This is a genomic window from Ruegeria sp. AF7, assembly GCF_056541885.1.
Window position 1 is genome coordinate 1 of sequence record NZ_JBQFYX010000024.1, and the last position, 13,200, is coordinate 13,200.

The following is a 13,200-nucleotide window of genomic DNA, read 5'->3' on the forward strand; positions in this document are numbered from 1 at the left end:
ATGTTCTCGGACGCAATCAGCTCGATCTCGTCGCGCTGACGACCCAGCTCAGACCGGATCGAGCCAAAAAGCTCAGGGTCGCGGTCCGACAAGGACTGGGTGAAAAATCCGTCTGTTCGATGCGGGGCGTTCACAGTTTTGGTCTCCTGAAAATGGTTAGCCGGTCCAGCCAAGGCCAGCGGAAATGGCGTTCATGGATTGCAGCAGGGGCACGGGAACTGACCCTGCCTGCGGTTCGTTGCGGGCGTGTTGCAGCAGTTCGACCTGAAGAGCATGAATGCGGGCCAATTCGGCCTGTTTGCGGTCAAACCTCTCGCAAAGGCGGGGAAAGCGATGGCCGATGACCTGACCACCGGTCAGAAACCGGATCGCTTTGCAGGCACGATCGTATTCCGCCTTGATCACCTGCGATACACGTTGGCGGATCTCGATATCAGAGACCAATTCGCCATACTGCGCTGCGATTTCCATATCCGTCTGATAGAGCGATTTTTCCATCTCATCGACGGCAAGGCGGAACAGGCGGGAGTGTCGAAACATGTCGTGCAACACGTCATCACCGCGCGCGCCGCGAAACTTGCGAAAACTGGCCATGGCGGTGCCGAACCCGTACCAGCCGGTGATCAGGTGGCGGTTCTGCGACCACGCAAAGACCCACGGAATGGCCCGCAGGTCATCCAGACTGGCCGCGCCAAACCGGCGGGTCGGGCGGGATCCCATTTTCAGGCGGGCAAGTTCTTGGACGGGGCTCGCCTGCTGGAAATAGTCCAGAAAACCCGGCATCTGCAAAAGCGAGACATAGGCTGTCTGTGACAACTCTGACAAAGCATCCAATGCGTCATCAAATTCAGGCCGTGAAGGCGCCTCGTCAAGGGTCGCCGTATGGCGCATCGTGCTTGACAGCAACAACTCCAGATGCGCCGCAGCCGTGCCCCGGTTGGCATATTTGGCCGAAACCACCTCGCCCTGTTCGGTCACGCGCAGCCGCCCGGCAACTGTTCCGCTGGGCTGCGCGGCGATGGCGCGTCCGGTCGGTGCACCGCCCCGACTGACCGAACCGCCGCGACCATGGAAAAACGTGACCTTGAAACCTTGCGAGGCCAGCGCCGAGACGATCCGGCGTTGGGCGCGCTCCAACTCCCATGTTGAGCAGAAATAGCCCCCGTCCTTGCCGCTGTCCGAATATCCCAGCATCACCTCGATTACCCGACCGTCGGTTTTGAGGCTGCGACGGGCAAGCGGGACAGCCAGAACGTCCAGCAGGATCGATGGGGCATTTCGCAAATCGGCAATCGTCTCGAACAATGGGACTACCGAAAGATCCAAAGTTTCGGAGCCAAACCCGGCATAGCGGGCCAATAGGTAGATACCGAGAATGTCGTCGGCCGAACGGGTCATGGACAGGATGAAGGGCCCTATTGCCTTGGGGTCCGGTCCCGATCGCACACCATGGACCAGAGCCAGAAGAGCAAGCAGTTCCCGCGCCTGATCGCTTAACGCATCGCGGTTTTGATAGGGCAGGTTCTGATCGGCCAGTTCGGTTCGCAAGCGGGCAGACCATTCGGCTGTGCCGTAAACCGGCACCTTTCCGCTATGCGACCAGATTTCGGCCAGAACGTCGGTTGTGACGGTCGAATTCTGGCGGATGTCCAGCGTTGTGGTCCGGAACCCGAAAACCGAAGCGGCCCGGCGCAGCGGACGGATGTGCTGCCGCGCCAGAATATCCGCGTTGACCGCACATAAAGCGGTATCAAGCGTGTCGAGATCGCCCACGAATTGCGAGATGTGATCATAGCCGCTGTTTGTCAGCCGATAGCGAATGGCATTGAGTGCTTGCCGGAACGGTTCATTCCGATTGCGTCCGGCGACCGGAGCCCGGTCGACTATCGCTTGTACTTGCGTCCTGACAGGTTCAGGTAAAGGCAATATCAGCGCGCTGATGCTCAACCTGCCCGCAGCACGTTCGAGTGCCTGGCGATAAAGCTCCAGAACTGTTTCGTGTCCGCGTTTCAGCGCCAATGCGGTCATCTCGGTCGTGACATTTGGGTTGCCATCCCGGTCGCCGCCGATCCAGCTGTGAAAGCGGATATCGGGTGTATCGCTCAGCGTACGGCCCAGCACTTGCAGGCAGGCCTGATCGAAGCGGCCCATAACCTGCGGGACGGCGTCAAAGATTGCATCGCGGAAGAACTGCAACCCCCATTCGATCTCGTCGTGCAGGCTTGGGCGCGACAGGCGGAGTTCGCCGGTCAGCCATAGGAGATCAATCTCTCCTTCCAGACCATTCAGCAATTCGGCGTGTTCTGTCGGGGTCCAGCGTTGCGTTTCAAGACTGACGAGGTTGCGGTAGATACGCCGGTGAATTTCCAGAACCGTAACCCGCTTGGCTTCGGTCGGATGCGCGGTCAGAGTGGGACCGGTACACAGGTTAGCGGTCAGCTTTTCAACCTGGTTATAGGTCAGGGACAAGTCCGTCAGGGCTTCGGCAAAACCGCCTTCTACCGCTTCTGCGCCGTTTTGGGTTTCGGTCAATCGACGGTCCCGAACCTCGGCGTTTTCATCGATGATGCACAACAATTGGAACCAGATCGAAAGGGCCTGCAAATACGGCGTTGCTTCGGGTCCCGTGGGAATGGCTTGCAGCGGCGTGGCCTCGGCCCATGCCGCCACATGTGGCGCCCGTTTCAGCAATATGTTCCGCCACAACGCCCGCAATTCCGAGCGCAACCCTTCGGCATAGCTCGAGGGGTTGGGAGTGGGCTGCATATTCGGGGCCAGCGCTTGCATCAGATCACGCGGTCCCGGGGTTCGCGGCCTTCAAAGAAATCATTCAGGTTATCGAGAACCCGAAACCCCATCGCCTCGCGCGCTTCACGGGTGGCGCTGCCCAGATGTGGCAGCATCACGAGGTTGTCGCATTGCAGCAGGTCCGGGCTGATACGGGGTTCACCATCGAACACGTCCAGCGCGGCCCCGCCGATCATCTCGAACATCAGGGCCTGTATCAGCGCCCATTCGTCGATCACCTCACCGCGCGCGGTGTTGATCAGAAAGGCGTCGGGCTTCATCAGGCCCAGTCTGCGCGCGTTGATCAGATGGCGGTTTTCAGCCCCGCCGGGGCAATGCAGCGAGACGAAGTCGCATTGCGGCAGCAAGTCGTCAATCGAGGCCACCTGCGTTGCATTGCACCTGGCCAGCACATCCGGCGCTATCTGACTGCGGTTGTAGACGAGGATGTCCATGCCAAAGCCATGATGCGCACGCCGGGCCATCTCTTGCCCGATGCGGCCATAGCCGATAATGCCAAGCGTTTTGCCGCTGACCTTGGTTCCAACCAGATGCGTGGGCCGCCATCCGGTCCAGTTGCCGGACCGAAGCTCGCGCTCACCCTCGCCCGCGCGCCGGGCCACCATCAGCAGCAGGGTCATGGCGATATCAGCGGTGCATTCGGACAAAACATCGGGCGTGTTGGTCACGGTCATGCCCAGCTCACGCGCCGACGGTTCGCAGATGTGGCTGTATCCGACACCGTAATTGGCCAGGATCTTGGTCTGCGCACCAGGGACGTCCATTGCCTCGGCGCTCAGTGTGTCCGTTACAGTTGGCAGCACCGCGTCATAAGTTTTCAAGGCTTGCCGGATTTCGGCCGGGGACATGGGTTTGTCCCCGGTGTTCAGAACGGCGTTATAGGTCTCGGCCAGCTGCGCCTCGACGGCGGCAGGCCAGCGACGGGTCACAAGAACCGAGGGTTTGACCATCACGCGGCCTCCATCACACGGGCAATTGTTTCACCGATCACCGCGGGGTTTTCGGCAACGGTCACCCCGGCGGCAGACAGGATCTCGACCTTTTCGCTGGCGCTTTCGCCAAAGGCCGAGATGATCGCACCCGCGTGGCCCATGGTGCGGCCCTTCGGAGCGGTCAGACCCGCGACATAGGCAATCACCGGCTTGGTGATGTGGTCGCGGATGTATTCGGCAGCCTCAGCTTCCTGTGGGCCGCCGATCTCGCCGATCATGGCGATGACATGGGTGTCCTCGTCTTCTTCGAACCGCTGCAGGATGTCCTTGAAGGATGACCCGTTGATCGGGTCGCCACCAATCCCGACACTGGTCGAGACACCAATGCCGCGTTCTTTCAGCTGCGCCGCAGCCTCATAGCCCAGCGTGCCCGAGCGGCCGATGATGCCGACATGGCCGGGCAGATAGATGTGACCCGGCATGATGCCCAGCAACGCCTTTCCGGGCGAGATCGTACCGGCACAGTTCGGCCCGGTCAGCACCATGCGTTTCTCTTTCGGATAGCGGTACATGTACCGTTTCACCCGGATCATGTCCTGCGCCGGAATCCCGTCGGTGATGCAGACGCAGTAGCGGATACCGGCATCTGCGGCTTCCATGATTGAATCAGCCGCAAATGGCGGGGGCACAAAAACAAGGCTGGCATCCGCGCCGGTTGCCTCGACAGCCTGTTTGACGGTGTCAAAGACCGGAACACCTTCGACGGTTTCCCCGCCTTTGCCGGGGACGACACCGCCCACGACATTGGTGCCATAGTTCAACATGTCCTTGGTATGGAACCGGGCCATGCGGCCGGTGATGCCCTGCACGATGACGCGCGAGTCACGGTCGAGAAGAATGCTCATTTCACAGCCCTCATCTTGGTGCCTTGAGTAAGGTCGTTTTTCCATGCGCCAACAGCGCGTTCTGCCGCCTCCATCAGCGTTGTGGCGCGAATGATCGGCAGGCCGGACTTGGCCAGAATCTTCTGACCCTCTTCGACGTTTGTTCCAGCCAGCCGCACGACGACGGGCAGATCGAGGTCAAGTTCCCGCAGCGCCTGAACGACGCCTTCGGCCACCCAGTCGCAGCGGTTGATACCGGCGAAGATGTTGACCAGAATGGCCTGAACATTGTCGTCCGACAGGACCAGACGAAAAGCCTTGGCCACACGTTCGGGCGAGGCCCCGCCGCCGATGTCGAGGAAGTTTGCAGGCTCGCCACCGGCCAGCTTGATCGTGTCCATCGTGGCCATCGCCAGACCGGCACCATTGACGATGCAGCCGATATTTCCGTCCAGCCCGACATAGGACAATCCGCGGTCGGCCGCGCGGCTTTCGCGCGGGTCTTCCTGGCTTTTGTCACGCAGTTCAGAGATTTGCGGATGGCGGAACAGTGCGTTGTCGTCAAAGCTCATCTTGGCGTCAAGCGCCAGCACCCGGTCGTCACCCGTGATGACCAACGGGTTGATCTCGACCATTGTCGCGTCAAGCTCGCTAAAGGCGGCATAGCAGCCCTGAAGCGTACGAACCATTTGCTGGATCAGCCTGGGTTCAAGCCCGAGATTGAATGCGATCTCGCGCGCCTGAAATTCCTGAAGCCCAACCGCCGGTTCCACGATGGAGCGGACGATGCTTTCCGGGCGGTCAGCCGAGATATCCTCGATCTCCATCCCGCCCTCGGACGAGGCCACGATCATCACCCTTTGGCTGGACCGGTCGAGGACAAAACCAAGATAGATCTCGCGATCAATCGGCACGGCGGCTTCGACATAGACGCGATAGATGCCTTTGCCTTCGGGGCCGGTCTGGTGCGTGACCAGCTTGCGGCCAAACAGATCATCGCAGGCCTGATAGATTTCGTTTTCGGTGTTGCACAGCTTGACCCCTCCGGCCTTGCCGCGACCGCCTGCATGGACCTGCGCCTTGACGATCCATTTGTCACCGCCCAGCTCACGCGCCCGATAGGCCGCTTGTTCCGGACTGTAGGCCAGTGCGCCGGATGGTATGGCGACACCGAAATTCGAAAGAATTTCCTTTGCCTGGTATTCGTGAATATCCATCTGATCCGCTCCTGTTTATGCAGCGATTGAGGTGCCGTAACGGCTTTCCAGCAGGTCTTCGATTGCGTCTTGGTCGACCGTTCCGCCCAGCTCTCGGATGGCTTCGGCGAACAGGCGCACGATCCGGCTGACGGCGTCGCGGTTCAATTGGTTGAGGATGCCGATGCGCACCTGCACGGGTTCGCTGAGCGTCGGCCAGATGCCAAACCCGCGCGAGCGGCAGTTCTGGACCAGTTCCATCTCGCGGCCAGCCAGTTCCGGAGGCAGGTTCAGCACGATCAGGCTGGGCATGTCGGAGGTGACCTCGCAGCCCATTTCGGTGACGGCGTCCCGCAGAACCTTTTCGTGCGTCTTGTACGACGCGGACCGCTTGGCCAGACCTTCCTGAAGGGTCAGGCGCAGGGATTCATGGAAGGCCGCAACGGCGTAGCCCGAATGGGTGCGGTGATAGGTGCCCTTTTCAACATCCTGCCCATCGACAATGCCCCAATGGCGGGCCTCAAAGATGGGATTGTGCACATAGGTATAGGCACCGGTGGTTTTCAGTGAGGTGATATAGGCGTCGGTAAAGCTGACAGGGGCATAGGTCAGCGGCAAGCAACACAGACCTTTCTGCGGGCAGGACGCCCATCCGGCGATACCCGGAAAATCGTCTATCGAGAAGTCATCGACGCCCAGAGACGACACCGCATCGATCAGACCCACCGCGCCATGACGTTCGCACGCGTCGGAAAATCCGCGCAGGTCATTGATGCGGCCCGATCCGGTTTCCCAATGCGCCATGAAAGCCCATTTCGGTTTGTGCTGCGCCAGCGTAGCTTCGACCAGATCACCGGTGACCGGCTGGCCGTGCGGAACCTCGATCACGGTGACGCTGGCGGCCTGAGGTGCCATCGGGTTGGCTGCATGTTCTTCGGGCGTCGCCGCCTTGATCCGAAGGGTCAGCGCGTCGATCCCCGAGAATGTGCCGTTGGCAAAAGCAACGACCTTATCGCCAGGCATGACAGCCGAAAACATGGTGTCCAGGGCGCTCCAACCGGTGCCGGCAACAGCAAAGGTATAGGCGTTTTGGGTGCCCCAGATCTTCCGCAGCATGTGCTTGCATTCGACCATCCCCCTAAGGACGTCCCCCTGCATGTGATCGGCAACGCCTGCATCGGCAAAGGCCTTGAGGACACGGGCATCGGTGTTGCCCGGCCCCGGCCCCGCTGCGAGGGTCTGAGGGATTTCGAGCGGAGGGAAAATCTGAAAAGTCATGGTCTGGCATCCTCGGCTGTTGGCCGGGCATAGCGGCCCGTTGTGGCAAGTTACCGAGCAGGAAACGCGAGCTTGCCTTATGACGCAACGTAACTTACTACTGCTTTTGGATGGCCAATGGGATGGGTCAGTACCTACCCGTTTTGGTAAAAATACGAAGGTATACAAAGAAATGCCCTATCCTTATGGGTAGTTTTTTCCGGAATCGGGGCAAAATCATATGGTTGAGACACCGAACAAACCCATCGACATCATGCTGGCGGACGGCAACCCGCTGGTTCTGTCGGCCATGTCCGAAATATTCGAGCGGGACCCCCGATTCTCGCTGATGGCCACGTCAGCAACGGCCGAAGGGTTTCTGGGAACGGTGATGCGGGTTCCCGTTCAGGTTGGTGTCGTCGACTGGACACTTCCGGTTTTGGGGGCCGCCAAACTGATTGAGGTTCTGCGCGATCAGCCCAACGCCCCGCGCTTTGTCGTTTATGGCGACACTGGCGGCGATGTCCCGCGATTGGCGATGCAGGCGGGTGCGGCTGGATTTGCCGCCCGCACGGGCGAGGTTGAGGGTCTGCTGGAAACCTGCGCCAAAGTTGCAGCGGGTAAGATGGTATTCCCGTTCATCGATATCCGGAAGATGCAACAGGACCCAATCCAGAGTCTGTCGCGTAAGGAACGCGCAATTCTGGAGGCGCTGGCCCAAGGAATGTCGAACCGGGACCTGTCGAAGGAACTTCAGATTTCGACAAACACGGTCAAGTTTCACCTGTCCAACATCTACGAAAAGCTGAGTGTCAAAAACCGCACGCAGGCCATTGCGTATTTCTATTCGTCTCAGCAGTCACGAAACTAGACCAAAGGCGATTTGGATGCCGGTGTTTCTGGGCAGGTTATTCGTCCAACTCTGACCAATTCTGGATTCCGTCAGCAGCAAGAGACACAGTGCTTGTCCTGAGCGCTTTGCCGCGCGTGGCGGTAGGCACAACCCTGCGTTGCTTCCGCGAATCCCCTAAACATGTTACCTTGAGTCACCTTTAATGATTTGGCTTCTTTTTCTGACATCTCGTTTTTTCAGCTCTTTCTCGAGAGGTGACGTTCATGTCCGACTCCAGCAGTGAGCCCCCGCGCATAACGCTGTCCATACCAAATCTTCGGCCAAACCCATCGATATCAGCGGAAATTTCCGGCACTGTCGCAGCTGGCACGCACAGCGTTGAGGATCAGAAGCGGGTTGAGGCGGAAAAGCTCAAGGCATTGCGCCGTGGCGTCGGAATTGAGCTGTCCACAGAAGTGATCAACGATCTGGTCGACCGGCGTGTTCAGTCGACAGGCGCGGTTTTTCGCCAGCTTGCAACCATTCGCGAAGATCTGGCCGGAGGCTTTCTGGGGGCGGTCGTTCCCACCCTTGCCCCGAAACTGCGGGGGGAACTGATCAACCCGGACGGGACCCCTGCCGAACGTGTGATCGTCGAGGTCCTGCGCCCCACCTTTACCGCCAATGAAGGGATCGACAACGCGGATTTCTCGTGGGCTGTCAAAGCCGCCGTCACGGACGCGCGCGGTCTCTTCTCGGTTGATCTGCCCAATCTCCGCCTGCCACAGAACGGCCTGCGGTTGCGGATCAGGGGTCAAAACACCACCCTGACAGAAGCCGTGCCGCGCGTTGACGCGCTGGACGGCGAAATGGGCCTTGTGGTGCTGGATCGCACGCTCCTCCCTTTGCAGCGTTCGATCGTCGGCGAGCTGGCCGATATCCTGCCGGTGGATCCCGAGGATGCTGAAGAAAACATATCCGATTTCACCGGTACGCAGGCCCCTATCGTGCTGGGCGAGGGCGATTGCGCGTCGGAGTACCGAACCGAAGGCGGCACGGTTTCACGGCGGCGCTATTCGGTTCTGTACCGGCTGATTGATCCGCTCGTCGGGCCCAAGAATATCGTTCGAACACGCCCCATAGGCGGTGGCCGTTTTGTGACGACTATTCCGGGTACAACCTTTGCTCAGGCCAATCTGTCCGCCGAAACGCTTCTGGCCGCGTTCAACAATGACGGGGGTGATTGGGATTTTCGGGACCGAATTCCGATTGATGAACCCATTGATATTGAAGACTTCTTTGAAGATCTTGAAGAACGGCCGCAGGATGTGCCCAAAGCGTCGAGCCTTGCGCTTGGCTATATTGCCAAGATGCGGTCGACGGCTGTCCATGCTGGCATGTCTTTGGGTCGGCTGGTCTATTCCCTGCCGCTTGCCCCGGGAGAAGAGCAGCGGATAGTCGTGTCGGAACAGCGCGAAACACTGAGCGTACGTGAACGAGAGAGCCTGACATTTGAAGAGCAACAAGAGTTCGAGGAAGCCCGCGACACGTCCTTTGACAGTACGTTTGAAAGCGCGCTGGATGAGGTAATTCAGGGCACGTCTTCGTTTTCGACCCGCGCTTTTTCAAAGAGCTTCGGAGGCGCAGGTGGCGTTGGTGGCGGCCTGTTCGGAGGCATCGGGGCCATCGTCGGCGGCGTGGGCTTCAGCGGCGCACGGTCCAGTTCGAATTCTTCCGGCAATTCGTCCAACACGCAGAACACATCGCGCGATTTTCTGTCCGACACCCATGAGACATTCTCTGCCGCGCTTGAACGGGCGGCTTCGGTCAAGCGTAACTCGGCACGGACCAGTGTGCGCACTGCAACTGCGACGGATCGGCGGACGGCCACAACGAAATTCGTGGCCAACCGCAATCATTGCCACGCAATGACCATGCAATGGTTCGAAGTCCTGCGCGACTTTTCTCTGGAAACGCGTATCGAGGGGGTGCAGCTGGTGGTCTTTGTGCCCATGCAACTCATCCGCTTCCGCCGTCTGGGGCAAGGCGATCAGTTGCCGGGCAATGTCACCCGGTCCGGATTGCTGAGCCGGTACAAGGTCATCCTGCGCCATGCCGAAGTGTTCCGGCGCGTGTTCCGAAACCGCCGCAGATTCCGCAGCGCACTGAAGCTGCTGGAAGAGTTTTATGCAGACAAGGATGCAACACCGCAGAACGCGCCCGGCGTCGCACAGGACATCGTCAGTTTCGAGGCGCAGGGCACGTTCATGCCCAATGATGACATTTCTGTCGTGATCTTCACGCAGGATGGCGACCGGGTCGGACCTGTGCCGCTGACCGGATCGCCGATCGACATCGACAACCTGCATGACCTGCCAGCGGAAACACGCGAGAACCTGCTTGTCCGGCTGGCTGATGCCCGGCGTGATCCGACCAAGCGCCGGACCTATACCGGCTCTGTGGCTTTGCCCCGTTCGGTCGAGCGGTCGGATATCGCCCGTGTCGAGCTGCGCAGGCGGACGGGTTCGTTTGCCTACTCGTTCTACACCGGTCCTGATCCCATCAACATTTTCAACATCTGGGAGCATCTGGCCAATCTGGAAGATGCCGACGATCTGGATCGGGCCACCCGCAATATCAACCGCAGCCTTCGCACCACGATCTCGGGCTCGGACTTTGACGATCTGGTAGGACCGCCCATGGTCAGCGAGTTTGAGGCGCGTATGAACGAAAACGCCCAGACCGTTGTTGATGACAATACGTTCCAGGCGCTGCCTGCCACCCTGCCCTATTCGGTGCAGGAAGTGCCGGACGTTCTGTCACGCCGGGATCTGCGCCGCATCGAAGAGATGTACCAGCATATTGTGGCCAACACCGTTCGCTATTCCCGCGTGATCTGGGCCAGCATGACGGACGAAGAACGTGCAATTCTGCTGGAGCGTTTCACCATAGGGGTACCGGAAGGCGGGCTGGACGATGCCTCAAGCGAGATATCGCTGCTCAGCACCGTTCAAAACAAGGTGCTTGGGTTCTATGGCAATGCCATGATCATGCCCTTCTCGATCCCGCCCGATTTGGCCGACCGGATGGAGATGCGGACCGGTGACATTCAGGACAGTCTTCTGGCCTTCCACCGCGAAGACTTCCGACCACCGCGCCGCACGATCTCGCTGCCGACCAGGGGCCTATTGGGCGAGGCTGTACTGGGCCGCTGCAATTCCTGCGAGATGATCGACCATCGCCGCTTCTGGAACTGGCAGGACAGCCCGACACCGCCACCGGTTGGCGACGCGCCGGTCCTGCCTGCTGACAGTGACGCCATCTTTGGTACACGTGCGCCGTCAGACCTGCCGAACAACCAGCCTTCGAACACGCTGACCATTGCAGGGGGCGACATTGGCACCGGCCAGGCTGTGCCCACGTCGCAATTGGCCGAAATCCTCAAGGCTGCGCCCGATCTTGCGCGGGCGGGAACCGATCTGACGGGTCTGAAGGAGTTGCAGGCGCAACTGGCGCTTGAAACGCAATCGGTCGCTGCGGGGCGTGACAAGGCCATCGACACGGCGACGGATCTGACCAAGGAGCTGGTTGGAAAGGCCACGGAACTTGCGGGTAAAGGTCAGGAAATCGCTGCCGCCCGCAAAGAGGAAGAGGCCAAGAAGGCCGCCGCTGACAAGAAGGCATTCGACGCCAGCAATGCCGCCAAGATCAAGGGGTTTGAGGATATCGCCAAGAACGCTTCGGGTGTTTCCGCGCTGATCGGTGGGCAACCGGATGGCAACCGGGTCGGTTTCGTTCAAAACCTGTTCAAGGATTTCCCCGGCGGGGCTACGGCTTTGGCCAACCCGTCCAACACGCTGCTTCTGGCCAAGCTTTTCGGGGCCTTCACCAAGGCAAATGCGGATGCTGATGACGGCAGCGCGACCAAGGCCGGCAGCCAGTCGGTGCTGGATTTCCTCAATGGCCTCAACGCCCCTGCGGAGGACGACAATGAGTGACACGAGCACAAATGTGACGGACAAACCGGGAATTGATGAAAGCCTTGCCGAGGCGATCATCAACATCCTTGAAACGACCAACTCTCCGGCGATCCAGCGCGCCCGTGAGGTGATCGCCCATAGGCTGGCCATTGCGGGCGATATTGCCCCTTCGCGCATCCCTGCGCCGCGCAACATCACCGAGATCGGCGGCTATATCAATCTGCTGAGCGAGTATGGTGAGTCCGAACAGCGCGCACGCATGATCGCGGCTGCTTTGGGTATTGCAGGACCGCAGATTTCGCTGCCGCAGCCGGGTGCCGTTCCGCCGTTGTCTTTCATCACTCGCGACGGTGCAAGGCCCGTTGGTCCGCAGCAGGCCAGTTTCCCGCTGAGCTTCACGATCCGCAGTGATTTCGTTCCGGCCTTCGACAATGCGTTGCAGGAGATCGCGATACGTGGCGGCGCGGTGCCGATCCTGACACCTGTCAGGGTCCTTCCTACCGCCGGATCAGGCCCCGTGACCGACGGCATCGCACAGCTGGCTTTGATCGGTCGAACCCTCAACCTGGCACCGACTGCGGCGCTGCATGCCGTGGCCACCGACCCCCTGTCGCTCAGCCGTCCGACTGCGGGTGGCGGGTTCGAGGTTCTGGCACGGGTCATCGACGCCGCCGCCCCGATTGCCGGGACCATCGCGGCGGCAGACTGGACAAGCTGGGAATGCGATGCTGCTGCCTGTTCCGAGGTTGACAGCAACGATGCGCGCTTTGCCCTTTCACCGATCCTGAATGCGGCCGGTTGGCACCAGGCGGCTGATCCCGGCAATCCCAACAGCCTGTCCGATCCCGGCAGCTGGGCCGCGTGGCAGAACATCACCGGGCTTGTACCCGGCGTCACACGGTTCGCGGATGAGCTGCAATTGCTGTACCCTGCCGAGATGCTCATCACCTCGCCGGTTTTTAACCAACTGGACAATGTCTGGACGGGAAGCGCATTCGCCGCGCCATAGGACCCCCTCTGCGACCGCAACAATGTGATTTGGCGGCACTTGGCTTTTGGGGTTACGCTTGAACAGGAGGGCCGCCATGCAAAACCCGGAACGTTTCGAAAAATTCTACTTTGCCAAAGTTGGCATGGGCGAAGCCTGCGGTTGCGCCGAGCGCATCATCGACGTTTTCGAATTCAACCGAAAAGGTGGTGCGCAGTCGAAACACCCGGTGAAACAGGACCGGCGCGGACCCCTGTCGTTTCGGGCATGGGCGGTCAGATATGGGCTTATGAGCCGAAAGCGGCACAGCTGAACACGGATTG

The 13,200-nt window shown here is 59.9% G+C and carries 9 protein-coding genes and 1 pseudogene; 4 read left to right on the forward strand and 6 right to left on the reverse strand.

Going from position 1 to position 13,200, the window contains the following annotated elements; translation table 11 throughout:
• From glyA to ACR0AP_RS19575, 6 genes and pseudogenes are all read right to left on the reverse strand, one after another.
• A pseudogene (gene glyA / locus ACR0AP_RS19550) lies at positions 1 to 134 on the reverse strand (serine hydroxymethyltransferase); the annotation flags it as partial.
• 22 nt (positions 135 to 156) lie between these two features.
• On the reverse strand, positions 157 to 2,787 hold the full coding sequence (locus ACR0AP_RS19555) for a phosphoenolpyruvate carboxylase (RefSeq protein ID WP_480508795.1): 2,631 nt from the start codon (positions 2,785 to 2,787) through the stop codon (positions 157 to 159).
• On the reverse strand, positions 2,787 to 3,758 hold the full coding sequence (locus ACR0AP_RS19560; RefSeq protein WP_480489218.1) for a 2-hydroxyacid dehydrogenase: 972 nt from the start codon (positions 3,756 to 3,758) through the stop codon (positions 2,787 to 2,789). Before ACR0AP_RS19560 ends, ACR0AP_RS19555 begins: the two co-directional genes overlap by 1 nt.
• Positions 3,758 to 4,645: a succinate--CoA ligase subunit alpha gene (gene sucD, locus ACR0AP_RS19565; RefSeq protein ID WP_209508187.1), complete on the reverse strand. Its 888-nt coding sequence runs from the start codon at positions 4,643 to 4,645 to the stop codon at positions 3,758 to 3,760. Before sucD ends, ACR0AP_RS19560 begins: the two co-directional genes overlap by 1 nt.
• On the reverse strand, positions 4,642 to 5,841 hold the full coding sequence (locus ACR0AP_RS19570) for a malate--CoA ligase subunit beta (RefSeq protein ID WP_267365650.1): 1,200 nt from the start codon (positions 5,839 to 5,841) through the stop codon (positions 4,642 to 4,644). The genes sucD and ACR0AP_RS19570 overlap by 4 nt, the downstream gene beginning before the upstream one ends.
• 15 nt (positions 5,842 to 5,856) lie before the next feature.
• Complete coding sequence (locus ACR0AP_RS19575; RefSeq protein ID WP_480508797.1) at positions 5,857 to 7,098, reverse strand: pyridoxal-phosphate-dependent aminotransferase family protein; 1,242 nt, start codon at positions 7,096 to 7,098, stop codon at positions 5,857 to 5,859.
• A 220-nt stretch (positions 7,099 to 7,318) separates the two neighbouring features.
• Here ACR0AP_RS19575 and ACR0AP_RS19580 point away from each other — a divergent pair, with 220 nt between their 5' ends.
• The 4 genes from ACR0AP_RS19580 (at position 7,319) to ACR0AP_RS19595 (ending at position 13,190) form a co-directional block, all read left to right on the forward strand.
• Positions 7,319 to 7,948, forward strand: a complete 630-nt coding sequence (locus tag ACR0AP_RS19580) for a response regulator transcription factor (protein WP_267365646.1) — start codon at positions 7,319 to 7,321, stop codon at positions 7,946 to 7,948.
• 245 nt (positions 7,949 to 8,193) lie between these two features.
• Complete coding sequence (locus tag ACR0AP_RS19585) at positions 8,194 to 11,907, forward strand: hypothetical protein (RefSeq protein WP_480508799.1); 3,714 nt, start codon at positions 8,194 to 8,196, stop codon at positions 11,905 to 11,907.
• The gene (locus ACR0AP_RS19590; protein WP_480508801.1) at positions 11,900 to 12,898 is read left to right on the forward strand and encodes a hypothetical protein; all 999 of its coding nucleotides are present in this window, start codon (positions 11,900 to 11,902) and stop codon (positions 12,896 to 12,898) included. Before ACR0AP_RS19585 ends, ACR0AP_RS19590 begins: the two co-directional genes overlap by 8 nt.
• Positions 12,899 to 12,974: 76 nt before the next feature.
• Positions 12,975 to 13,190: a hypothetical protein gene (locus tag ACR0AP_RS19595; RefSeq protein WP_480508803.1), complete on the forward strand. Its 216-nt coding sequence runs from the start codon at positions 12,975 to 12,977 to the stop codon at positions 13,188 to 13,190.
• The last annotated feature ends 10 nt before the right edge of the window (positions 13,191 to 13,200 follow it).

What these genes read in the sequence shown, in the direction of transcription:
- ACR0AP_RS19555 (WP_480508795.1), bottom strand. Translation starts at nt 2,787, where the DNA reads ATGCAAGCGCTGGCCCCGAATATGCAGCCCACTCCCAACCCCTCGAGC.
- ACR0AP_RS19560 (WP_480489218.1), bottom strand. Translation starts at nt 3,758, where the DNA reads ATGGTCAAACCCTCGGTTCTTGTGACCCGTCGCTGGCCTGCCGCCGTC.
- sucD (WP_209508187.1), bottom strand. Translation starts at nt 4,645, where the DNA reads ATGAGCATTCTTCTCGACCGTGACTCGCGCGTCATCGTGCAGGGCATC.
- ACR0AP_RS19570 (WP_267365650.1), bottom strand. Translation starts at nt 5,841, where the DNA reads ATGGATATTCACGAATACCAGGCAAAGGAAATTCTTTCGAATTTCGGT.
- ACR0AP_RS19575 (WP_480508797.1), bottom strand. Translation starts at nt 7,098, where the DNA reads ATGACTTTTCAGATTTTCCCTCCGCTCGAAATCCCTCAGACCCTCGCA.
- ACR0AP_RS19580 (WP_267365646.1), top strand. Translation starts at nt 7,319, where the DNA reads ATGGTTGAGACACCGAACAAACCCATCGACATCATGCTGGCGGACGGC.
- ACR0AP_RS19585 (WP_480508799.1), top strand. Translation starts at nt 8,194, where the DNA reads ATGTCCGACTCCAGCAGTGAGCCCCCGCGCATAACGCTGTCCATACCA.
- ACR0AP_RS19590 (WP_480508801.1), top strand. Translation starts at nt 11,900, where the DNA reads ATGAGTGACACGAGCACAAATGTGACGGACAAACCGGGAATTGATGAA.
- ACR0AP_RS19595 (WP_480508803.1), top strand. Translation starts at nt 12,975, where the DNA reads ATGCAAAACCCGGAACGTTTCGAAAAATTCTACTTTGCCAAAGTTGGC.